Annotated in this window: 20 protein-coding genes; 10 read left to right on the top strand and 10 right to left on the bottom strand. The window is 69.0% G+C overall.

Annotated features, from left to right (window positions below):
- Window positions 1-126: 126 nt before the first annotated feature.
- From TMZ1T_RS06825 to TMZ1T_RS06815, 3 genes are read left to right on the top strand one after another with little or no spacing between them, the layout of a single operon-like run.
- A complete protein-coding gene (locus tag TMZ1T_RS06825; RefSeq protein ID WP_004321484.1) occupies window positions 127-447 on the top strand; it encodes a metal-sulfur cluster assembly factor in 321 nt (106 codons plus the stop codon).
- Window positions 444-1,598 carry a hypothetical protein gene (locus tag TMZ1T_RS06820; RefSeq protein WP_004321487.1) on the top strand — a complete coding sequence of 385 codons (1,155 nt, stop codon included), beginning with the start codon at window positions 444-446 and terminating at the stop codon, window positions 1,596-1,598. Before TMZ1T_RS06825 ends, TMZ1T_RS06820 begins: the two co-directional genes overlap by 4 nt.
- The gene (locus TMZ1T_RS06815) at window positions 1,595-2,071 is read left to right on the top strand and encodes a DUF411 domain-containing protein (RefSeq protein ID WP_004321488.1); all 477 of its coding nucleotides are present in this window, start codon (window positions 1,595-1,597) and stop codon (window positions 2,069-2,071) included. The genes TMZ1T_RS06820 and TMZ1T_RS06815 overlap by 4 nt, the downstream gene beginning before the upstream one ends.
- On the opposite strand, the gene TMZ1T_RS06810 is transcribed toward TMZ1T_RS06815, so the two are convergent.
- Entirely contained in the window at window positions 2,068-3,111 is a 1,044-nt protein-coding gene (locus TMZ1T_RS06810; RefSeq protein ID WP_004321489.1) for an RNA methyltransferase, read from the bottom strand. The two genes, TMZ1T_RS06815 and TMZ1T_RS06810, sit on opposite strands and share 4 nt — an antisense overlap.
- Before the next feature lie 116 nt (window positions 3,112-3,227).
- Here TMZ1T_RS06810 and TMZ1T_RS06805 point away from each other — a divergent pair, with 116 nt between their 5' ends.
- From TMZ1T_RS06805 to TMZ1T_RS06790, 4 genes are read left to right on the top strand one after another with little or no spacing between them, the layout of a single operon-like run.
- Window positions 3,228-4,079 carry an AAA family ATPase gene (locus TMZ1T_RS06805; RefSeq protein WP_004321490.1) on the top strand — a complete coding sequence of 284 codons (852 nt, stop codon included), beginning with the start codon at window positions 3,228-3,230 and terminating at the stop codon, window positions 4,077-4,079.
- A 16-nt stretch (window positions 4,080-4,095) separates the two neighbouring features.
- Complete coding sequence (locus tag TMZ1T_RS06800; RefSeq protein WP_004321492.1) at window positions 4,096-5,487, top strand: EAL and HDOD domain-containing protein; 1,392 nt, start codon at window positions 4,096-4,098, stop codon at window positions 5,485-5,487.
- 22 nt (window positions 5,488-5,509) lie between these two features.
- Window positions 5,510-6,688 (top strand): vWA domain-containing protein, encoded by a 1,179-nt coding sequence (locus tag TMZ1T_RS06795; protein WP_004321494.1) that lies wholly within the window; start codon window positions 5,510-5,512, stop codon window positions 6,686-6,688.
- A 30-nt stretch (window positions 6,689-6,718) separates the two neighbouring features.
- Window positions 6,719-8,251: a diguanylate cyclase gene (locus TMZ1T_RS06790; protein ID WP_004321496.1), complete on the top strand. Its 1,533-nt coding sequence runs from the start codon at window positions 6,719-6,721 to the stop codon at window positions 8,249-8,251.
- A 126-nt stretch (window positions 8,252-8,377) separates the two neighbouring features.
- Here the strand turns inward: TMZ1T_RS06790 and TMZ1T_RS06785 are convergent, their stop codons facing one another.
- Window positions 8,378-8,881, bottom strand: coding sequence for a MarR family winged helix-turn-helix transcriptional regulator (locus tag TMZ1T_RS06785; RefSeq protein ID WP_004321497.1), 504 nt, complete (start codon window positions 8,879-8,881; stop codon window positions 8,378-8,380).
- A gap of 167 nt (window positions 8,882-9,048) precedes the next feature.
- Between TMZ1T_RS06785 and TMZ1T_RS06780 the strand changes: the two genes are divergently transcribed.
- Window positions 9,049-10,620 (top strand): chloride channel protein, encoded by a 1,572-nt coding sequence (locus TMZ1T_RS06780; protein WP_012584997.1) that lies wholly within the window; start codon window positions 9,049-9,051, stop codon window positions 10,618-10,620.
- Here the strand turns inward: TMZ1T_RS06780 and TMZ1T_RS06775 are convergent.
- From TMZ1T_RS06775 to TMZ1T_RS06755, 5 genes are all read right to left on the bottom strand, one after another.
- Window positions 10,585-11,538 (bottom strand): branched-chain amino acid ABC transporter permease, encoded by a 954-nt coding sequence (locus TMZ1T_RS06775; protein ID WP_004321383.1) that lies wholly within the window; start codon window positions 11,536-11,538, stop codon window positions 10,585-10,587. The genes TMZ1T_RS06780 and TMZ1T_RS06775 overlap by 36 nt on opposite strands.
- 23 nt (window positions 11,539-11,561) lie before the next feature.
- Window positions 11,562-12,443, bottom strand: a complete 882-nt coding sequence (locus tag TMZ1T_RS06770) for a branched-chain amino acid ABC transporter permease (RefSeq protein ID WP_004321386.1) — start codon at window positions 12,441-12,443, stop codon at window positions 11,562-11,564.
- A gap of 71 nt (window positions 12,444-12,514) precedes the next feature.
- Window positions 12,515-13,729 (bottom strand): ABC transporter substrate-binding protein, encoded by a 1,215-nt coding sequence (locus tag TMZ1T_RS06765; RefSeq protein ID WP_004321389.1) that lies wholly within the window; start codon window positions 13,727-13,729, stop codon window positions 12,515-12,517.
- 57 nt (window positions 13,730-13,786) lie between these two features.
- The gene (locus tag TMZ1T_RS06760; RefSeq protein ID WP_004321392.1) at window positions 13,787-14,509 is read right to left on the bottom strand and encodes an ABC transporter ATP-binding protein; all 723 of its coding nucleotides are present in this window, start codon (window positions 14,507-14,509) and stop codon (window positions 13,787-13,789) included.
- 19 nt (window positions 14,510-14,528) lie between these two features.
- Window positions 14,529-15,296, bottom strand: a complete 768-nt coding sequence (locus tag TMZ1T_RS06755) for an ABC transporter ATP-binding protein (RefSeq protein ID WP_004321394.1) — start codon at window positions 15,294-15,296, stop codon at window positions 14,529-14,531.
- Between the two features lie 335 nt (window positions 15,297-15,631).
- Between TMZ1T_RS06755 and TMZ1T_RS06750 the strand changes: the two genes are divergently transcribed.
- The gene (locus tag TMZ1T_RS06750; RefSeq protein WP_004321396.1) at window positions 15,632-15,835 is read left to right on the top strand and encodes a cold-shock protein; all 204 of its coding nucleotides are present in this window, start codon (window positions 15,632-15,634) and stop codon (window positions 15,833-15,835) included.
- A gap of 131 nt (window positions 15,836-15,966) precedes the next feature.
- Window positions 15,967-16,329: a hypothetical protein gene (locus TMZ1T_RS06745; RefSeq protein WP_004321398.1), complete on the top strand. Its 363-nt coding sequence runs from the start codon at window positions 15,967-15,969 to the stop codon at window positions 16,327-16,329.
- 155 nt (window positions 16,330-16,484) lie between these two features.
- On the opposite strand, the gene htpG is transcribed toward TMZ1T_RS06745, so the two are convergent.
- The 3 genes from htpG to greB form a co-directional block, all read right to left on the bottom strand.
- Entirely contained in the window at window positions 16,485-18,428 is a 1,944-nt protein-coding gene (htpG, locus tag TMZ1T_RS06740) for a molecular chaperone HtpG (protein WP_004321400.1), read from the bottom strand.
- 89 nt (window positions 18,429-18,517) lie between these two features.
- Window positions 18,518-20,152, bottom strand: a complete 1,635-nt coding sequence (locus tag TMZ1T_RS06735) for a methyl-accepting chemotaxis protein (RefSeq protein WP_012584996.1) — start codon at window positions 20,150-20,152, stop codon at window positions 18,518-18,520.
- Between the two features lie 130 nt (window positions 20,153-20,282).
- Window positions 20,283-20,837, bottom strand: coding sequence for a transcription elongation factor GreB (gene greB, locus TMZ1T_RS06730; RefSeq protein WP_012584995.1), 555 nt, complete (start codon window positions 20,835-20,837; stop codon window positions 20,283-20,285).
- Window positions 20,838-20,967: the final 130 nt, after the last annotated feature.

Genomic DNA, 20,967 nt, shown 5'->3' with positions numbered 1-20,967 from the left:
GGATTCGCCGACGTGGCCGACAATGCCCCACGCACCGCGGCGGGCTGCACAGCGCCCGCCGACCGCCGCAAACCCGCTTGCAGCCGTCCCGGCGACGGTCGCGGCCCGCACCCTGGACGCCCCCACATGAGCACACCGCCCACTCCCGACGCCGAAGAGATCCGCCACGCACTGCGCCAGGTCATGGATCCGGAGGTCGGCATGAACATCGTCGACCTCGGGCTGATCTACCGCATCGACTGCGCACCCGGCGAGCTCTACATCGAGATGACGATGACCACGCCGGCCTGCCCGCTCTCCGACATGATCCTCGACAACATCGACGCGGTGCTCGACCCCCTGTTGCCACCCGAGGTGGACATCCGCGTCGAGCTGGTGTGGGATCCGCCCTGGTCCCCGGCGATGATGGAAGAGGGCGCACGCGCGCACTTCGGCTGGAACGGATGAGCACCCTGCCCCCGCTCGCCCGTGTCCCCCTGCTGGTGCTCGGGCTGCTGTCGCTGCTCACCGGCGTTTTCGCCGGCCTCGCCCGCCTGGGCGTGGAGGTGCCGGCGCTTGCCGCCGTGCATGCGGGCAATCACGCGGCGCTGATGATCTGCGCCTTCTTCGGCACCGTGATCAGCCTCGAGCGCGCGGTCGCGCTCGGCGGCCTGTGGCCCTACGCCGGGCCGGCCGCCGCCGGGACGGGTGGCGTGCTGCTGCTCGCGGGTGGTCCGCTGGTCGCCGCGCAGCTCCTTTTCCTGCTTGCCGCGGCGACCCTGTTCGGTGGCGGCGTGGTGGTGGTGCGCCGGCAGCTGGCGCTATTCACCGTGATGCTCGCGGTGGGCGCGGCATGCTGGCTGCTGGGCAGCCTGGTGTGGTGGAACACCGGCAACGTGCACGCGGCGGTGCCGCTGTGGCTCGCCTTCCTGGTGCTGACGATCGCGGGCGAACGCCTCGAGCTCACCCGCTTCCTGCCCGCACGCCCGGCCGCGGCGCCGAGCTTTGTCGCGGTCAGCGCGCTGATCCTCGCCGGCGCCGTGCTCGCGGCATGGGAAGAAGACCTCGGCCACGGCCTCTTCGCCGCCGGCGTGCTCGCGATGGCGGCCTGGCTGCTGACGTTCGACATCGCCCGCCACAACGCCCGCCAGCAGGGGCTGACCCGCTTCATCGCGGTCTGCCTGCTGTCGGGCTATGTCTGGCTGGCCTTCGGTGCGCTCGCCGCGCTCGGCGGCGGGCTCGCGCCCGCGCATCCACTGCACGACATCACCATGCACGCGATCGCGCTCGGCTTCGTGTTCTCGATGGTGTTCGGTCACGCCGCGATCATCTTCCCGGCGGTGCTGAAGGTGAAGATCCCCTACCACCCGGCCTTCTACATGCCGCTCGCGCTGCTGCACGCCTCGCTCGCGCTGCGCGTGGCGGGCAGCCTGCTCGAGCTTCCCGCGTTGCGCAGTTGGGGCGGGATCGCGAATGCGCTGACCCTCGCGGTCTTCATCGCCACCATGGTCGTCAGCGTGATCCGCGGCGGACGCCCGCCGGCACGCCGGCGCCGGAACCCCGTCCCGGGCACACCGGTCCGATCCGCTGTCAAACCTTCCGGGAACCCCGCACCATGAACCGCACCCTCCGCTCCCCCCTCTTCCGCAAGCTCGGTCGCTGCCTGTCCGCGCTCGCCTGCGGCGCCGCGCTTGGCCTCGCCGCGCCCGCCCTCGCCAGCCCCGACGAAGTCGTGATGTACAAGGATCCCAACTGCGGCTGCTGCGGCAAATGGGCCGAGCACATGCGCAGTGCCGGCTTCGCCGTGAAGGAGGTCGCCAGCCCGCGCATGGATCTCGTCAAGCAGGAAGCCGGCGTGCCCGAGGCCCTGGGCTCCTGCCACACCGCGAAGGTCGGCGGCTATGTGGTCGAGGGCCACGTGCCGGCGGCCGACGTGCGCCGCATGCTGGCGGAGAAGCCGGCGATCCGCGGCCTCTCCGCACCCGGCATGCCACTCGGCTCGCCCGGCATGGAAGGTCCCTACCCGGCCGAACGCTACGACGTGGTGAGCTTCGACGCGCAGGGGCGGAGCGCAGTGTTCTCGAAGCACTAGGCAGGCGGCCGCGCCGCGCGCCGCTCTTCGCGACGCACGAAGGCGAGCTTGGCCTCGCGGGCGCGCAGCTGCCCGCAGCCGCCGTCCACGTCCTGCCCGGCGGACTGCCTCAGCTTGGTGAGGATGCCGGCGCGGTGCAGGCGGCGGGCGATCTCCGCCGCACTCTCCGCCGCCGGACGACGGTAGTCGAGGCCGTCGACGCGGTTGAACGGGATCATGTTCATCACCGCGTACTTGCCGGCGAGCAGGCGCACGATGCCCTCGAGCTCGTCCTCGCCGTCATTCACGCCCTCGATCAGCGTCCATTGGTACTGGATCGGATAGCCGCTCGCGCGCGCCCAGGCCTCGCCGAGCTCGACCAGCTCGGCCGGGTCGATGCGCGGGGCGCGCGGCAGCAGCGCGGCGCGCAGCGCGGCGCGCGTGCTGTGCAGCGAGAGCGCCAGCGCCGGCTTGACCCGCATCTGCGGCAGACGCTCGAAGACGCGGAGGTCGCCCACGGTCGACAGCACCAGGTTCTTGTGCGGCAGCGCGCCCTCGGTGCCGAGCAGCTCGATCGCCTCGATCACCGCATCGAGGTTGTGCGCGGGCTCGCCCATGCCCATGAACACCACCTTGTGCACCCGGCGCAGGCGGCGCGCGAGTGCGACCTGGGCGACGATTTCGCCGCTGTCGAGCTGGCGCAGCAGGCCGTCCTTGCCGGTCATGCAGAACACGCAGCCCACCGCGCAGCCGACCTGGGTGGACACGCACAGGCCGTCGCGCGGCAGCAGCACGCTCTCCACCGCCTGAGCGTCGGCGAGCTCGACCAGCAGGCGGGTGCCATCCTCGCCGGGGTGCTCGGAGCGCACGCGGGCCAGCGCTCCGAGCTCCGCTTCGAGCTCGGGCAGCGCGGCCTGCAAGGCCTTGGGCAGGCGGTTGGATTCGGTGCGCGGACCGGCGTCGAGGGCGTGTCCCTGCAGCCAGGCGCGCAGCAGGCGGGCCTCGTGGCTGGGGCGGGCGCCGAGCGCGCGCAGGCGCAGGCGGAGCTGTTCGATTTCCATGGCGCGCGATGCTAGCACCCGAAAAGGGCGAGAGCATCCGCGATCGACACCGGTCCGGCTGCCCGCCTGCCATGCCCGGCCCTATAATCGCCCGCATCCGACACGAGGAATGCCGCATGACCGCACTACGCTTCGAAGGCGCCCAGGACTACGTCGCCACCCCCGACCTGATGCTCGCGGTCAACGCCGCGATCCGCCTGCAGCGCCCGCTGCTGATCAAGGGCGAGCCCGGCACCGGCAAGACCATGCTCGCCGAGCAGGTCGCCGCCGCGCTCGGACTGCCGCTGCTGCAGTGGCACATCAAGTCGACCACCAAGGCGCAGCAGGGCCTCTACGAGTACGACGCGGTCTCCCGCCTGCGCGACTCGCAGCTCGGCGACGACCGCGTCAAGGACATCGCCAACTACATCGTCAAGGGCGTGCTGTGGCAGGCCTTCGAGGCCGAGCAGCCGACCGTGGTGCTGATCGACGAGATCGACAAGGCCGACATCGAATTCCCCAACGACCTGCTGCGCGAGCTCGACCGCATGGAGTTCCATGTCTACGAGACCCGCCAGACCATCCAGGCGCGCCATCGCCCACTCGTCTTCATCACCTCGAACAACGAGAAGGAGCTGCCCGACGCCTTCCTGCGGCGCTGCTTCTTCCACTACATCCGCTTCCCCGACCGCGACACGATGCAGCGCATCGTCGATGTCCACTTCCCGGGGCTGAAGAAGGCGCTGCTGACCGAGGCGATGGAGGTCTTCTTCGGCCTGCGCGACATCCCCGGCCTCAAGAAGAAGCCGTCCACCTCCGAGCTGATCGACTGGCTCAAGCTGCTGGTGGCCGAGGACATCCCGCCCGAGGCGCTGCGCAGCGCCGACGGCAAGGCGGCGATCCCGCCGCTGCACGGCGCCCTGCTCAAGAACGAGCAGGACGTGCACCTCTTCGAGCGCCTGGTCTTCATGGCCCGCCACAACCGCTGATCCGGCGCACGCATCCATGCTCCGCGCCCTGCTCGGCCGGCTCTTCGGCCGCAAGCGCCCCGCCCCCTCCGTCGCAGCGGGCGAGGCGGAGGGTTTCCGCCGCCTCCAGCGCGCGGCGCCGCTGCGCGCCGAGGGGGCCCCCGCGAGCCCCGTCGAGGCCGGCGCCACCTTCCTGTGCCGCGAAGCGGTGCTCGGGCGCAACCAGCGCATCACCGGCTACCAGTTCATGCTGCAGGCGGGCACGCGCGCGCACATCCGCCACAGCAGCCGCAACATCCACCACGTCTTCGCCGAAGTGCTGGTGCGCAGCCTGGTCGACGCGGACATCGGCGAGCTGCTCGGCGAACGCCTGGCCTTCATCGACCTGCCCGATTCCTTCCTGTCCCACCCCAGCCTCGCCGCCCTCCCGGCGCGCAACATGGTGATCGTGCCGACCGTGCTCCCCGATGCCGGCGCTCCCGAGCCCGCCGCGCTGCGCGCCGCCGTGACCGCGCTGCGCGCGCGCGGCATGCGCATCGGCCTGATCGATCCGACCGTGGTCGGCGAGCTCGCCCACCTGCTGCCGCAGGCCGAGTTCATCGTCGCCCAGGCCGAGGGCCTCGACGCCCGCCGCGGCCTCAAGCTCGGCAACATCGCCCTCGAGGTGGCGCACGACGCGCGCCTGGTGGTGCGCGGCCTGCCCTCGCTCGACGACTTCCGCTTCTGCTGCAAGCTCGGCGCCAGCCTCTTCCAGGGCCCCTTCATCACCAGCCGCGAGGACTGGAGCGCGCGCGACCCCGGCCCCAACACCGCACGCATCGGCGCCCTGATCGCCCGCCTGCGCGCAGATGCCGACACCCGCGAGCTCGCCGACCTGCTCAAGCAGGACGCCGCGTTGTCGCTGCGCCTGCTGCGCTACATCAACTCCGCGGCGAACGCGCTGCCGCAGCCGGTGTCCTCGATCGAACATGCGCTCGCGCTGCTCGGCCGCGAGCGCCTGCAGCGCTGGCTGATCCTGCTCGCGTGCACCGCGGACAAGGCGGGAGAACGCGGCGGCGCGGTGCTGGAGACCGCGCTGGTACGCGGGCGCATGATGGAGCTGCTGGGTGCCGGCCGCCCTGCGGCCGAGTCCGACGCGCTCTTCCTGGTCGGCCTGCTGTCGCTGATCGACGTGATCCTGCAGGTGCCGCTCGACAAGGCGCTCGCCCCGCTCGCGCTGGGAGCGGAGGTCGAAGCCTCGGTACGTGGCGACCATGGCCCCTACCAGGCCCTGCTCGCGCTCACGGTGGCGTGCGAGCGTGGAGAGGCCGGAGAGGGTGCGGCGGGCGACGCGCTCCGCGCCGCCGCCGCGGCCTGCGGCATCGCCCCCGAGCAGGCCTCCGAATGCCACCTGCAGGCCCTGTCCTGGGCGATGCAGATCCAGGACTGACCGCGCACGAAGGGAAGACCCCATGCTCATCGATTTCTTCCTGCACCTCAAGGCACGCAAGCTGCCGGTGTCCACACGCGAGTTCCTCACCGTGCTCGAGGGCTTGCGCGACCACGTCTGCGGGCCCTCGCTCGACGACTTCTACTACTACGCGCGGCTGTGCCTGGTGAAGGACGAGTCGCTCTACGACCGCTTCGACCAGGCCTTCGGCGAATACTTCAAGGGCGTCACCGCCCTGCCCGGCCTGGAGGCCGACCTGCCCGAGGACTGGCTGCGCGCGATGGTGAAGAAGCACCTCTCGCCCGAGGAGCGCGCCAAGCTCGAGAAGCTCGGCTGGGACAAGCTGATGGAGGAGTTCCGCAAGCGCCTGCAGGAACAGAAGGGACGCCACCAGGGCGGCAGCAAGTGGATCGGCACCGGCGGCAGCTCGCCCTTCGGCAACAACGGCACCCACCCCGAGGGCATCCGCGTGGGTGGCGAGTCCGCCGGCAACCGCACGGCGGTCAAGGTGTGGGACAAGCGCGAGTTCCGCAACCTCGACGATTCGGTCGAGCTCGGCACGCGCAACATCAAGGTCGCGCTGCGTCGCCTGCGCCGCTTCGCCCGCCAGGGCGCGGCCGAGGAGCTCGACCTCGACGGCACCATCGCCGCCACCGCGCGCAACGCCGGCTGGCTCGACCTGATGATGCGCCCCGAACGCCACAACGCGGTCAAGGTGCTGCTCTTCCTCGACGTCGGCGGCTCGATGGACGACCACGTCAAGGTCTGCGAGGAGCTCTTCTCCGCCTGCCGGCTCGAGTTCAAGCACCTCGAGTACTTCTACTTCCACAACTGCGTGTACGAGGGCGTTTGGCGCGACAACCGCCGCCGCCACGCCGAGCGTACGCCGCTCCTCGACGTGATCCACAAGTACGGCTCGGACTACAAGCTCATCTTCGTCGGCGATGCCACCATGAGCCCCTACGAGATCCTGCATCCGCACGGCTCGGTCGAGCACATGAACGCCGAGGCCGGCGCCACCTGGCTGCGCCGCCTCCTCGACGCCTACCCGGCCGCGGCCTGGCTCAACCCCGAGCCGGAGCGCCTGTGGCCCTACCGCCAGTCGATCGGCATCCTCGGCCAGATCATGGGCGAGCGCATGTACCCGATGACCTTGGACGGCCTGGCGCGCGCGATGCAGGCCCTGTCCCGCCGCCACTGATCGAGGCATCGCACCCCCGCTCCAGCCGTCATGGAAGAGACCGAACTCCCCTGCCCGTTCTGCAACGCCCACAGCACCCGGCCAATCGCGCTCCCCGACGGGCTCTGGAGCGCGTGCTGCGCCGACTGCGGCGCACGCGGCCCGATCGCGCCCGACGCCCGCACGGCGCTGGCGCGCTGGGAACAGGCGACGCGCGACGGCGAGCTGCTGCGCACGGTGATCGACGAGTCGCCCGACATCATCCTGCTCAAGGACTGGGATGGCCGCTTCCTGCTCGGCAACGCCGCGCTCGCACGCCTGTACGACACCACGCCGGAGCAACTCGTCGGCAAGGACGACGGCGCCTTCAACCCGAACCGCGAGCAGGTGGATTTCTACCTGGAGAACGTGCGCGCCGTGATGCGCGGTGGTCGCACGCAGATCGTCGAGGAGAGCTCCACCAATGCCGAGACCGGCGAGGTGCATTACTTCCACTCGATCAAGAAGCCGCTGCGCGGTCCCGCGGGCGAGCCGCGCATCCTCGTGATCGCGCACGACATCACCGACCTTCGACGTGCATACCGCGTCATCGAGGAGCGCGAGCGCAGCTATGCCTATGCCATGGAGGCTGCCGGCGAAGGCATCTGGGACTGGGACATCGATGCCGGCACGGTCACCCACAACCGGCGCTGGTGCGAGCTGCTCGGTTACGCCGCCGACACCCTGGTGCACCCGATCGCCGCATTCGCGGACAGGCTGCACCCGGACGATCGCGACGAGGTGATGGGCCTGCTCGACCGGGCCCTCGCCGGCGTGGGCAGCTACGAGCACGAGCACCGCATGCGTCGCCCCGACGGCAGCGTGCTGTGGGTCCTCGACCGCGGGCGTGTCGTCGAGCGCGCACCCGACGGCCGCCCGCTGCGCATGGCGGGCACGGTCACCGACGTCAGCCCGAGAAAACACAACGAGTTCGTGCTCGCGCTCGCGACCGACGCGCTCGCGCACGCCAACGCCGAGCTCGAGCGCAAGGTGGCCGAACGGACCGCCGATCTCGCCCGCGCCAACGAAGAGCTCGCCCGCCTCGCCCGCCGCGACGCGCTCACCGGACTGCCCAACCGACTCGCCGTCGACGAACGCCTGCACGAGGAGTCGCGCCGGCAGCCGGGACCGTGCGGCACCGGCTGCGCTGTGCTGATGATCGACATCGACTCGTTCAAGCCGATCAACGACACCTACGGCCACGCCACCGGCGACGCGGTGCTGGCCCTCGTCGCCGGCCTGCTCGCCGCCACGGTGCGCGAGGCTGACTTCGTGTCGCGCTACGGCGGCGAGGAGTTCCTGGTACTGCTGCCCGATACCGCCCTCGAGGGCGCGCGCACCGTCGCCGAGAAGCTGCGCACCGTCGTCGCCGAGACGGCGCATCCCGTGGCCGGGAGGATCACCATCTCGATCGGCCTGGCGATGGCCGCACCCGGCACCGGCGAGCTGGCGACCGTGGTCGCGCAGGCCGACGCCGCGCTCTACGAGGCCAAGCGCAGCGGTCGCAACCGGCTGGTGATCGCGCCCCCGCCGACCGCCGTCTGAGCCCCGTACGGCCGCGCGGCGACAAAAAAATGGCGGCCTCGCGGGCCGCCGAATCTGCTGTCCGCACGGAGGCGGTCACTTCATCTGAAGTACGGTCGAGGCGGACCGCCCCGGGCGGACCGCCGTTCATTCGGTGAAGGGAAGCGGCTGCATGCCGAAGCCTTCGTCGAGATTCTTGATCTGGCGCAGCAGCTTCTCAAGCTCGCTCTGCAGGCTGGCGAGGCCCTCGTCGTCCATCAGCCGCAAGGCCTCGGGCAGCACACCCCGCGCCGGCGAAGGCGCCCTCGACAGCAGCGCGAGCCCGTCGTCGGTGAGGTGGAGGCGCACCACGCGCTGGTCGGCGCTCGTGCGCTCCTTGCGGATCAGCCCCGAGGTCTCGAGCCGGTCCACCATGTTCGAGGTGGTGGACTGGTGAAGCGCCATCCGGTTCGCGAGCTCGCCCACGCGCAGGCCGGGCGCCTCGCGCAGCTCCTGCAGCGCCCACAGCTGGGCGCCGGTGACGCCGCTCTGGCGCTCGATCCACTGGGAGTGGCGCTGCGCGGTGCGGATCAGGATCCGGAAACGCTGCAGGACCGACAGGGGGGTCGCCTGAGCCGCCGGCTTCTTCACTTTCTGTTGCGTTTCCGCCATTCGAGTCTCGCTGGAACTATATTTCCACAAACAATGATTGTCAAAAAAACATCACTCCGCTCACGCTTGCGTATGGTAGCGGTATCGTTCGTTCTTCGCATGTGCAGCATTGCAGAAAGGCCTCTGGAAATGCTGCTGTCGTCCACTCCGCCGGGAAGGAATCCCGCATGGCAGCACAGCCACCGATGAGCCCCGAGCGGAACCCCGCTGCTCCTGCACAAGCCGACGGCGCGCGCCCCGCTGCGCCGCCTCCCGAGCCGTCCGGATCAGCGGTCGCGCCCCGCACCGCCGCACGCGGGCGCCCATTCGCCCGCCTGCTGCGCGGCGGGCGCCGCTATGCCCTGCCCTGGCTGTCGCTGCGGCGCTGGCGGGTGCGCCTGCTGCTGGTGGGCGCGGCCTTGCTCGCCGGACTGGTCGCGATCGCCTTCGCGATCGGCGCCGAGCTGGCGATCGCCGCCCACGCCGGGCTGATCCGCGAGCGCCCCTGGCTCACCCTGCTGATCGCGCCCGCCGGCTTCGCCGCGCTGGCGTGGATCTCGCGCCGCTTCTTCCCCGGTACCGAGGGCAGCGGCATCCCGCAGGCGATCGCGGCGTCGATGTCGGATGACGGCCGCGTGCGCCGCCAGCTGCTGTCGCTGCGCATCGCGCTGGCCAAGGTCTTCCTGACCCTGGGCGGGCTGCTCAGCGGCGCCTCGGTGGGTCGCGAGGGCCCTTCGGTGCAGATCGGCGCCTCGGTGCTGCACCTGCTCGCCAGCCGCAAGCGCCACCGCCGCATCGCCTCCAGCCGCGACCTCATCGTCGCCGGCAGCGGCGCCGGCATCGCCGCGGCCTTCAACACCCCGCTCGGCGGCATCATGTTCGCGATCGAGGAGATGTGCCGCTACCGTGCCTTCCAGGCCAACAGCACCACGCTCACCGCGGTGATCTTCGCCGGCCTGATGTCGCTCGCCGTGCTGGGCAACTACACCTACTTCGGCCGCACCCTGGCGAGCCTGGGCTGGCCCGACGGGATCTGGCCGGTGCTCGCCTGCGGGGTGGCCGGCGGCCTGCTCGGCGGCATCTTCACGCGCGTGCTGGTGGCGTCCGCACGCGGCCTGCCCGGCCGCCTCGGCAGGATCGCCGAGGGCCAGCCGGTCGCCTTCGCGGCGATGTGCGGCCTGCTCACCGCGTTGATCGGACTGGCCAGCGGCGGCGTCACCTACGGCACGGGCTATGCGGAATCCAAGGCCGCGCTCGAGGGCAGCGCGGCCTTGCCGGCGGCCTTCACGCTGATGAAGCTGGCGGTGATCTGGCTGGTCTTCGCGTCCAAGATCCCCGGCGGCATCTTCGCCCCCGCGCTCGCGGTGGGCGCCGGCCTGGGCGCCGACCTCGCCCTGCTGCTGCCGGGCGAGCAGGACGCGGCGATCCTGGTGCTGGGCATGGTGGCCTTCCTCGCGGCGATGACGCAGACGCCGATCACCTCCTTCGTGATCGTCATGGAGATGACCGCCAACCACCAGATGCTGCTGCCGCTGATGGCCACCGCGGTGGTGGCCCACGGCGTGGCGCGCTCGGTGGCGCCGGTACCGCTCTACCACGCGCTCTCCCACCCCTGGCTGCGGCGCGCCGAGAAGCGGGCGCACGAAAAACGCCCGCGCCCTGCGCACCCCCCGGTGGGTGCGCAGGGCGCGGGCGCCGCGAAGCCGGCTGTGGAACCGCCGTCCTCAGCGGATGCCGGCGCGCCGGATCAGCGCCTGTAGCTCGCCGACGATGCCGCGGCGGAACAGCAGCACGCAGACCACGAAGATCGTGCCCATGATCACCGTGACCCAGGAGCCCACGCTGTCGGCGAGCTCGGTCTGCAGCGACACGATGGTGGCGGCGCCGACCAGCGGGCCGAGCACGGTGCCGAGGCCGCCGAGCAGCGTCATCAGCACCACCTCGCCCGACATGTGCCAATGCACGTCGGTGAGCGAGGCGAGCTGGAACACCAGGGTCTTGGTCGCCCCCGCCATGCCGGCGAGCGCGGCCGAGAGCACGAAGGCGAGCAGCTTGAACTTGGCCACGTCGTAGCCGAGCGACATCGCGCGCGGCTCGTTCTCGCGGATCGCCTTGAGGATCTGCCCGAAGGGCGAATGGATCGCACGGTAGATGATGAAGAAGCCGATGCAGAACACCGCGAACACGAGGTAGTACATCGCGAGGTTGTTCGACAGGTCGATGACACCGAACAGATGTCCGCGCGGTACGCCCTGCAAGCCGTCCTCGCCACCGGTCGCCTTCCACTGCAGCACGACGAAATACACCATCTGCGACAGCGCCAGCGTGATCATCGCGAAGTAGATCCCGGTACGGCGGATCGCCAGCACGCCGAAGACCCAGCCGAGCGCGCCGGCGGCGAGCGTGCCGCCGAGGATGCCGAGCTCGGGCGTCACCCCCAGGTCGCGCACCAGCATGCCGCACACGTAGCCGGCGCTGCCGAGGAAGGCGGCATGGCCGAAGGAGAGCAGCCCGGCGAAGCCGAGCAGCAGGTTGAACGCGCACGCGAACAGCCCGAAGCACAGGACCTTCATCAGAAAGGTGGGATACACCGCGAACGGCGCCACCAGCCCGATCAGGAACAGCGCGCCGAACAGGATCGGCATGGCGCGGGCGAACATCGAATTGGGGTTGTTCATCAGTCTGATTCCTTTGCCCGCGCTCAGGCCTTGCCGAACAGGCCGGCGGGCCGCACCAGCAGCACGATTACCATGATCACGAACACCACCACTGCCGAAGCCTCCGGGTAGAACACCCGCGTCAGCCCCTCGATCAGCCCCAGGCCGAGGCCGGTGAGGATGGAGCCCATGATCGAACCCATGCCGCCGATCACGACCACCGCGAACACCACGATGATGAGGTTGGAGCCCATCAGCGGACTGACCTGGTACACCGGCGCCGCGAGCACCCCGGCGAAGGCGGCGAGCGCGACGCCGAAGCCGTAGGTGAAGGTGATCAGCAGCGGCACGTTGATGCCGAGCGCCTGCACCATCTGCGCGTTCTCGGTGCCGGCGCGCAGGTAGGCGCCGAGCTTGGTCTTCTCGATGACGAACCAGGTGGCGAAGCACACCGTCAGCGCGGCCACCACGACCCAGCCGCGGTAGATCGGCAGGAACATGAAGCCGAGGTTCACCCCGCCCTGCAGCAGCTCGGGCACCGGGTAGGACTGGCCGGAGATGCCGTACTGGTCGCGGAAGATGCCCTCGAAGATCAGCGCCAGGCCGAAGGTGAGCAAGAGGCCGTAGAGGTGGTCGAGCTTGTAGAGCTTGCGCAGCATCGTGCGCTCGATCAGCACGCCGAGCGCGCCGATGACGATGGGCGCGAACAGCAGCGCGACCCAGTAGTTGATGCCGAGCTTGTTGAGCGCGATCCACGCCACGAAGGCGCCCATCATGTACTGGGCGCCGTGGGTGAAGTTGATGATGTTGAGCAGGCCGAAGATGATGGCCAGGCCCAGGCTCAGGATCGCGTAGAACGAACCGTTGATGAGGCCGACCAGCAGCTGGCTGCCGAGCAGCGCGCTCGGAACGCCGAAGATTTCCATGTGCGACTCCCGCAGCGGGACGGCCGTGCCGCCCCGCTGCGTCGTGAAGTGCGGGACGCCCCGCGATCAGCTCACTTCTTGACCAGCGGGCACTTCGACTGCGCCAGCGGCTGGAAGGCCTCTTCCGCCGGGATGGTCTGGCGGATGTGGTAGTAGTCCCACGGGTACTTCGACTCGGCGGGCGTCTTCACCTGCGCCAGGTACATGTCGTGCACCATGCGCCCATCCTCGCGGATGCGGCCGTTCTTGCCGAAGAAGTCCTTGATCGGGGTGGCCTTCATCTGCGCCATGACCTTGCCCGCCTCGTCCGTGCCGGTGGCCTGCACCGCGCGCAGGTAGTGCAGCACCGAGGAGTACTGGCCGGCCTGCACCATGGTCGGCATGCGCTTCTGCTTCTCGAAGAAGCGCTTGGACCAGGCGCGGGTCTGGTCGTCGAGATCCCAGTAGAAGCCGGTGGTCAGGTACATGCCCTGGGTGGCCTGCAGGCCGAGCGAGTGCACGTCGGAGATGAACATCAGCAGGCCGGCGAGCGACTGCTTGGGCGTGACGCCGAACTCGGCCGCCTGCTTGATCGCGTTGGTGGTGTCGGCGCCGGCGTTGGCCAGACCGATGATCTTGGCGCCCGAGGCCTGGGCCTGAAGCAGGAAGGACGAGAAGTCGGACGCCGGGAAGGGATGGCGTACCGAGCCGAGCACCTTGCCGCCGTTGGCCGTCACCACCGCGGACGAATCCTTCTCCAGCGCCTGACCGAAGGCATAGTCGGCGGTCAGGAAGAACCAGGTGTTGCCGCCTTGCTGCGTCACCGCCTTGGCGGTGCCGTTGGCGAGCGCATAGGTGTCGTAGGTGTAGTGCACCGTCACGTCGTTGCACTGCTCGTTGGTGATCGGCGTCGAGGCCGGGCCGCTCATCAGCGCGACGCGGTTCATCTCCTTGGCGATCTTCATCACCGCGAGCGCGGTCGAGGTGGTGACGAGCTCGGTAGCCGTGTCGACGCCCTCGCGCTCGAACCATTCGCGCGCCTTGTTGGAAGCGATGTCGGCCTTGTTCTGGTGGTCGGCGGAGACCATCTCGACCTTGAAGGCCGGTTTGGCCTCGGCGATGAAGTCCTCGATCGCCATCTGGGTGGCGAGCACCGCGCCTGCGCCGGCAAGGTCGGAATAGGTGCCCGACATGTCGGTGAGCACGCCGATCTTGACCGTGTTGCCCGAAATCTGCGCACTCGCCGCGCCCGACAGCATGGCGAAGGCGGCCGCGCAGGCCAGGGTGGTGAGTTTCTTCATCTGCATCGTGGGTCTCCGTCTCGTTCGTGTGGTTGTTACGCAGGGACTGCGCGGTGCAGCCGCTCAGACCCCCAGCGTCTGGTGCAGCCAGTCCATCTTCCCGGGGAGCTCCTCCGCGGTGATGGTGGCGATGATCTCGCCGTGCTCGAGCACGTAGTGGCGGTCGGCCAGCGGGGCGGCGAAGCGGAAGTTCTGCTCCACCAGCACGATGGTGAAGCCGCGCGATTTCAGCTCGACGATGACCTCGCCGAGCTTCTTCACGATCACCGGCGCCAGCCCCTCGGTGATCTCGTCGAGCAGCAGCAGCTTGGCCCCGGTGCGCAGCACGCGCGCCATCGCCAGCATCTGCTGCTCGCCGCCCGAGAGCTTGGAGCCTGGGCTGTTGCGGCGTTCCTGCAGGTTGGGAAACATCTGGTAGATCTCTTCCACCGACAGCGCCCCGCTCGCCACCTGCGGCGGCAGCATCAGGTTCTCCTCGGTGCTGAGCGAGGCGAAGATCGCGCGCTCCTCGGGCACGTAGCCGATGCCGTAGCGCGCCATGCGGTGGGTGGGCTCGGCGATCACCTCGCGGCCGTTGACCATGATCGACCCGGTGCGCTTGCCGACCAGGCCGAGCACCGATTTCAAGGTCGTCGAGCGTCCGGAGCCGTTGCGCCCGAGCAAGGTCACGCATTCGCCGCGCGCCACCTTGATGTCGATGCCGTGCAGGATGTGCGACTCGCCGTAGAAGGCGTGGAGGTCGTGGATCCGGAGCATCTCCGGATGAGGGGTGAAGGCACTGGTCATGGCGTTTCGGGGGCGGGGATCAGTGGTGGGCGTCGCCGATGTCGTCGGAGCCGACGTAGGCCTCGAGCACCTTGGGGTTCTTCGACACCTCGGCGTAGCTGCCTTCGGCGAGCACGCTGCCGCGGGTGAGCACGGTGATGCGGTCGCACAGGTTGGCGACCACCGAGAGGTTGTGCTCCACCATCAGGATGGTGCGGTTGGCGGACACCTTGCGGATGAGTTCGACCACGCGCGCGATGTCCTCGCCCCCCATGCCCTGGGTGGGTTCGTCGAGCAACAGCATGCGGGGCTCGAGCGCCAGCGTGGTGGCGATCTCGAGCGCGCGCTTGCGGCCATAGGGCATCTCGGCGGTGACGGTGTCGGCGAACCGGGTGAGATCCACCGCCTCGAGCAGGGCCATCGCCTCGTCGTTCAGGACATCCAGCGACTTCGCCGAGCGCCAGAAGTGGAATTCCGTTCCCAGCCTGCGCTGCAGGCCGATGCGCACGTTCTCGAGCACCGTCAGGTTGGGAAAGGTCGCCGAGATCTGGAAGGAGCGCACCATGCCGCGGCGCGCGGTCACCGCCGGCGCCTCGCGGGTGACGTCCTTGCCGTCGAACAGGATGGAGCCTGCAGTCGGCGGCAGGAACTTGGTCAGCAGGTTGAAGACCGTGGTCTTGCCCGCGCCGTTGGGGCCGATCAGGGCATGGATGTGCCCCGTCCGCACCTTCAGGTCGACATTGGATACGGCGACGAAGCCCTTGAACTCCTTGGTGAGTCCACGGGTTTCGAGAATGAACTCGCTCAAGGCTGTCTCCTGCCCGGGTTCGTTTTTTGTTGCGGGCAGTGTTCCGGCCGCCCGGAGAGGCGTCAACCTATCGTTTGCCCCAATGGACAAACCCTGCCGGGCCGAGCCTCGACGTGCCTCGGGCCACGCTGCCGGGGCACCACGGACAAGAAAAATAAAATATATCTATCTTTATGGGCAGCTTTCGCGCATACTGCGCCGCAGCGATATTCAAGTCATGTAGTTCATTTGTCGGCATATCCGGTTCCTCGGGCCGTATTTCCTCAAGTCGTACCTCGCTGTCTTGAACCTCGCCCCAACCAGGGGGCTTTCCCCATTTTCAGGAGATTCAAGACATGGCAAACGGCACCGTGAAGTGGTTCAACGATTCCAAAGGCTTCGGCTTCATCACCCCGGAAGCGGGTGGTGACGACCTCTTCGCCCACTTTTCCGCCATCCAGGGCCAGGGTTTCAAGACCCTCGCCGAAGGCCAGCGCGTCACGTTCGACGTGACCACCGGCCCCAAGGGCCTGCAGGCGTCCAACATCCGCGCCGCCTGAGCTGCATCGCGAACCGGCGCCTGCGGCGCCAATCGCCTCGAGAGGCCCGACGAGAGTCGGGCCTTTTTGCTTTTCGGCCTGCCGAAAAGCGGCAGCGCGACCGATCACCCCTACGAATGGAGGACAGCCCGATGACCCGGCTCATCCAGAGAACCGAACTCGAGACCTACTACTACACACCCGTGCATTGCCCCTTCTGCGGCGTGCGCGTGATGGGCGCCGACCCCAGCGACGAGACGCGCATCACCGCCTGCCCGCATACCTTGTTCATCGCCCACGACACCGGCTTCGAATATCGCTCGGCCCGCCTCGACCACAATCTGCATCTCGACGGCCTGTCGGAGAGCGAGATCGAGGCGCGGTGGCACGAGGACGCACGCGGCATCGACGGCTTCACCGACACGGTGTGCCTGCCCGATGCGATCAAGGTCGCCGCCTACGCACCCGCACCCTCGGCGTACGGCTCGTACTACGGGTTCGCACCCGAAAATTGAGTTGCGCGCGCTCCCGCCGCGCCGCGCAGCGGTGAGCGCGCGCGCCTGCGCACTCGCGCAGCCCGTGCGGAGCCTGCACGACTGAGCTGAAACGAACGGGCGGCCGCCCTTCGGCGCGCCGCCCGTTGCGCTTGCAGTGCCCGGCCGCAGCCGGATCAGTTCCCGCTCATCGCCATCATCAGCTGGTTGATGCGCTTGACGAAGGTGGCCGGATCGTCGAGCGTGCCGCCCTCGGCCAGCAGGGCCTGGTCGAACAGCACCGCCGCCCAGTCGTCGAAGTGCTTGTCCTCGTACTTCAGGCGCAGCACCGCCGGGTGGTTGGGGTTGATCTCGAGGATGGGCTTGGAGACCGGCGCGTTCTGGCCCGCAGCCTTGAGGATGCGCGCGAGGTTCATGCCGAGGTCGTGCTCGTCGGCGACCAGGCAGGCCGGGGAGTCGGTCAGGCGCAGCGTCACCTTCACGTCCTTGACGCGCTCGCCCAGGCTCGCCTTCATCTTGTCGACCAGCTCCTTGTACTCGTCGGCGGCCTTCTCGACCTCCTGCTTCTCGGCCTCGTCCTCCAGCGCGCCCAGGTCGAGCCCGCCCTTGGCGACCGACACCATCGCCTTGCCGTCGAACTCGGTGAGGTTACCGGTCACCCACTCGTCGACGCGGTCGGTGAGCAGCAGCACCTCGATGCCCTTCTTGCGGAAGACCTCGAGATGCGGGCTGTTCTTCGCCGCGTTGAAGGTCTCGGCGGTGACGAAGTAGATCTTGTCCTGGCCTTCCTTCATGCGGCCGATGTAGTCGGCGAGCGACACCACCTCGTCGGGCGTATCCAGCTTGGTCGAGGCGAAGCGCAGCAGGCCGGCGATCTTGTCCTTGTTGGCGAAGTCCTCGCCCACGCCTTCCTTGAGCACCTTGCCGAAGGCCTTCCAGAACTCGGCGTACTTGTCCTTGTCCGCGGCCTCGTCGCTGTTGGCCAGGCTCTCGAGCAGGGTCAGCACCTTCTTGGTGCAGCCGGCGCGGATGGTGTCGATGTCCTTGGATTCCTGCAGGATCTCGCGCGACACGTTGAGCGGCAGGTCGGCCGAATCGACCACCCCGCGCACGAAGCGCAGGTAGGTCGGCATCAGCTTCTCGGCGTCGTCCATGATGAAGACGCGCTTCACATAGAGCTTGATGCCGTGCTTGGCGTTGCGGTCCCACAGGTCGAAGGGCGCGTTCTTCGGGATGTAGAGCAGATTCGTGTATTCGTGGCGGCCCTCGACGCGCGAGTGCGTCCACGCCAGCGGGTCCTCGAAGTCGTGGGCGACGTGCTTGTAGAAGGCGGTGTACTCGTCGTCCGTGATGTCGTTCTTCGAGCGCGTCCACAGCGCGTTGGCCTGGTTGACGGTCTCGTCCTCGTCGGTCACGACCTGCTTCTTCTGCTCCTCGTTCCATTCCTCCTTCTTCATCACGATCGGCTGCACGATGTGATCGGAGTACTTGCGGATCAGGCTCTTCAGCTTCCACGACGACAGCAGGTCTTCCTGGCCCTCGCGCAGGTGCAGCGTGATCTCCGTGCCGCGCCCGGGCTTGTCGACCTGCGCCACGGTGTAGGCGCCGGCTTCGTCGCCCGTCATCGAGCATTCCCACTTCACGCCCTGGTCGGCAGGGAGCCCGGCGCGGCGCGACACCACGGTGACCTTGTCGGCGACGATGAAGGCGGAGTAGAAGCCGACACCGAACTGGCCGATGAGGTGGGCGTCCTTCTTCTGGTCGCCGGTAAGCTTGCCGAAGAACTCCTTGGTACCCGACTTGGCGATGGTGCCCAGGTGGGCGATCGCCTCGTCGCGGCTCATGCCGATGCCGTTGTCGGCGATGGTGATCGTCCTGGCCTCGGCGTCGAAGCCGATGCGGATCTTCAGCTCGCTGTCGTCCTCATACAGCGCGCCGTTGTCGAGCGCCTCGAAGCGCAGCTTGTCGCAGGCATCCGAGGCGTTGGAGACGAGCTCGCGCAGAAAGATCTCGCGGTTGGAATACAGCGAGTGGATCATCAGGTGAAGCAGCTGCTTCACCTCGGCCTGGAAGGCGAGCGTCTGGGAGGAAGGTTGCGAAGGGTTGTGGACTTCGGACATTGGAAGCTGCTCCGTCGAGGGGTTGTCGAAACGCAGCAGCAGTTGGGGGCACGGCGGCGGATTTCAAGCGCCACCGCCCCCCCCGCGGATCAGCAGCGGAAGCGCCCGACCAGGGCGTCGAGCTCGGCGGCCAGGCCCTGCAGCTGCTCGGCCGCGACCACCACGCTGTGCATCGAGCCCGAGGTGCCGTCGGCCATCTCGGTGATGGTCTGCACCTGGCGGGCGATCTCGGTGGAGGCGCTGCTCTGCTCGCCGGTGGCGTAGGCCACCTCGCGGATGCGCTCGAGCGCCTCGCCCGCGGTGCTGCGGATGCGGTGCAGCGAATCGGTCGCGTCGCCCACCAGCGCCACGCCGCCATCGACCTGGCTCGACACCTCGGCCATCGCGCCCACGGTGGCGCGTGTCTCGTTCTGGATGCCCTCGATCACCTTCTCGATCTGCACGGTGGCCACCGCGGTGCGCTCGGCCAGGCCGCGCACCTCGTCGGCCACCACCGCGAAGCCGCGCCCCTGCTCGCCGGCGCGCGCGGCCTCGATGGCCGCATTGAGCGCGAGCAGGTTGGTCTGGCCGGCGATCTCCTTGATCACGTTGGCGATGGTGCCGACCTCGTCGGCGCGTGCCACGAGCTGCTGGATCTTCTGCGCCGCGTCGCCCACGCGCGCGGCGATGGCCTGCATCTCGCGCGCCGCGCGCTCGGCCTTGCCGGCGCCCTCGTCGGCGAGCCCGGCCGCGGTGCTCGAATGCTGCTCGGCCAGGCGCGCACTGTCGGAGATCTGCTCGATGCTCACGGTCATCTCCTCGATGGCGGCGGCGATCGACGCGGTCGCGCCGGTCTGCGAGACCGAGGCCTCGGACACCGAGCGCGACACCGCGTGGATCTCGCGCGCGCTCGCGCCCAGGCGCGAGGCGCTGCCGCCGATCGCGCCGATCATGGCGCGCAGCTGCGCGAGCATGTTCGAGAGGTTGCCGAGCAGGCTGTCGCCCCGCCCGCGCTGCTCCACGTCCACCGCCAGATCGCCGGCAGCGGCGCGCTTCATGATCGCGCCGGCGTAGGCCGGCTCGCCACCGAGCGCGCCGGTGACCCCGCGGATCACCCACACGCCGATCAGCCCGAGCAGCACGAGCACAACCGCGACCAGGGCGCCGAAGCGCAGCGCCGCGTCATTGAAGGCAGCATCGATGTCATCCACATACACGCCCGAGCCCACCACCCAGCCCCAGGACGGGAAGGCCTTCACGTAGCTCAGCTTGGGCTGGGCCGGGTCGGTGGCGACGCCCGAGCGCGGCCAGGTGTAGTCCACGAAGCCCTGCCCCTGCGCGCGCGCCAGCGTCACCATCTCGCGCACGAAGTGCTTGCCCGCGCTGTCCTTCAGGTCGGCGAGCTTGCCCTCGAGCGCGGGCCGCAGCGGGTGCATCAGCATGTTCAGCTCGAGATCGAGCACGAAGAAGTACTCGTTGTTCTGGTAGCGCAGCCCGCGCAGCGTGTCCTTCGCAGCCTTCTGCGCCGCCTCGCGGTCGAGCACGCCGGCCTGCTCCAGCGCGTGGAAATGCGCGAGCACCCCGGTGGCCAGTTCGATCTGGCTGCGCACGTTGCGCGCATAGCCCTCGCGCATGTCGTCGCGGTTTTCGTACAAGGCCGCGAGCGCGAGCAGGACCATGCCCGCGAGGGCGACGAGCAGCATCAGCGCCAGGCGGCGGGCGACGGTGAGGGATTCGAAACGCATCTTGCCGGACCATCCACGAAATGGAGACTTTGCGGGAGGGCTGTCGCCTGGGCGTACAACCGCTTCGTCCGGTCAACGGCAGCATTCGGCCCGACTTGAGCACCCTGCAGCCTGAATGCCACTCCACCGTTCAGCGGTATTCCACCGCGCCGATCTCGATCTCGCGCACGCCGGCCGGGCTGTGGAAGCGCACCACGTCGCCGACGCGCGCCTTGAGCACCGCACGCGCCAGGGGCGAGATCCAGCTGATGCGCCCCTGCGAGGCGTCGGCCTCGTCGACCCCGACGATCTGCAGGGTCTGCTCCTCCGCGGTGTCGAGATCGCTGAAGCTCACCGTCGCACCGAAGAAGACCTGCTCCAGGCCCTGCTGGCGCTCGGGATCGACCACCTCGGCGCTCTCGATGCGCTTGATCAGGAAGCGGATGCGGCGGTCGATCTCGCGCAGGCGCTTCTTGCCGTAGATGTAGTCGCCGTTCTCCGAGCGATCGCCGTTGCCCGCGGCCCAGGCCACGGTCTCGACCAGCTTCGGGCGCTCGACGCGCACGAGCTGGTCGAGCTCGACGCGCAGCGCATCGTAGCCGCGCCGGGTCATGTAGTTCTTGCTGCCGGGTGGCAGGCGCAGACCAGGAGCCAGCTCCTCGTCCTCGTCGTTGCCCGGATCTTCCTTCACGAATGCCTTGTTCAATTGGTCTTCCCTCCACTACGGCGGGAATATTAACCCGTCAGGACAACGCGGTTCGCCCCCTTGGCCGAACGCTGCGCTTGACGTGCCGGCCGCTCGACTGCCCTTCCCACAGCGAGCCGGAGGCGCCGGC

The organism is Thauera aminoaromatica, assembly GCF_000021765.1.
Lineage (GTDB): Bacteria > Pseudomonadota > Gammaproteobacteria > Burkholderiales > Rhodocyclaceae > Thauera > Thauera aminoaromatica.
The sequence above is the reverse complement of the archived record's forward strand: the minus strand, read 5'-3'. Positions and strand labels throughout refer to the sequence as shown.

Excerpts from the sequence above, each read along its gene's own strand:
- TMZ1T_RS06790 (WP_004321496.1), top strand. The coding sequence starts at position 6,719 with ATGGAAGAGACCGAACTCCCCTGCCCGTTCTGCAACGCCCACAGCACC.
- TMZ1T_RS06805 (WP_004321490.1), top strand. The coding sequence starts at position 3,228 with ATGACCGCACTACGCTTCGAAGGCGCCCAGGACTACGTCGCCACCCCC.
- TMZ1T_RS06760 (WP_004321392.1), bottom strand. The coding sequence starts at position 14,509 with ATGACCAGTGCCTTCACCCCTCATCCGGAGATGCTCCGGATCCACGAC.
- TMZ1T_RS06735 (WP_012584996.1), bottom strand. The coding sequence starts at position 20,152 with ATGCGTTTCGAATCCCTCACCGTCGCCCGCCGCCTGGCGCTGATGCTG.
- TMZ1T_RS06800 (WP_004321492.1), top strand. The coding sequence starts at position 4,096 with ATGCTCCGCGCCCTGCTCGGCCGGCTCTTCGGCCGCAAGCGCCCCGCC.
- TMZ1T_RS06775 (WP_004321383.1), bottom strand. The coding sequence starts at position 11,538 with ATGAACAACCCCAATTCGATGTTCGCCCGCGCCATGCCGATCCTGTTC.
- TMZ1T_RS06770 (WP_004321386.1), bottom strand. The coding sequence starts at position 12,443 with ATGGAAATCTTCGGCGTTCCGAGCGCGCTGCTCGGCAGCCAGCTGCTG.
- TMZ1T_RS06810 (WP_004321489.1), bottom strand. The coding sequence starts at position 3,111 with ATGGAAATCGAACAGCTCCGCCTGCGCCTGCGCGCGCTCGGCGCCCGC.
- TMZ1T_RS06785 (WP_004321497.1), bottom strand. The coding sequence starts at position 8,881 with ATGGCGGAAACGCAACAGAAAGTGAAGAAGCCGGCGGCTCAGGCGACC.
- TMZ1T_RS06780 (WP_012584997.1), top strand. The coding sequence starts at position 9,049 with ATGGCAGCACAGCCACCGATGAGCCCCGAGCGGAACCCCGCTGCTCCT.
- TMZ1T_RS06765 (WP_004321389.1), bottom strand. The coding sequence starts at position 13,729 with ATGCAGATGAAGAAACTCACCACCCTGGCCTGCGCGGCCGCCTTCGCC.
- TMZ1T_RS06825 (WP_004321484.1), top strand. The coding sequence starts at position 127 with ATGAGCACACCGCCCACTCCCGACGCCGAAGAGATCCGCCACGCACTG.
- TMZ1T_RS06815 (WP_004321488.1), top strand. The coding sequence starts at position 1,595 with ATGAACCGCACCCTCCGCTCCCCCCTCTTCCGCAAGCTCGGTCGCTGC.
- TMZ1T_RS06745 (WP_004321398.1), top strand. The coding sequence starts at position 15,967 with ATGACCCGGCTCATCCAGAGAACCGAACTCGAGACCTACTACTACACA.
- htpG (WP_004321400.1), bottom strand. The coding sequence starts at position 18,428 with ATGTCCGAAGTCCACAACCCTTCGCAACCTTCCTCCCAGACGCTCGCC.
- TMZ1T_RS06795 (WP_004321494.1), top strand. The coding sequence starts at position 5,510 with ATGCTCATCGATTTCTTCCTGCACCTCAAGGCACGCAAGCTGCCGGTG.
- TMZ1T_RS06820 (WP_004321487.1), top strand. The coding sequence starts at position 444 with ATGAGCACCCTGCCCCCGCTCGCCCGTGTCCCCCTGCTGGTGCTCGGG.
- TMZ1T_RS06750 (WP_004321396.1), top strand. The coding sequence starts at position 15,632 with ATGGCAAACGGCACCGTGAAGTGGTTCAACGATTCCAAAGGCTTCGGC.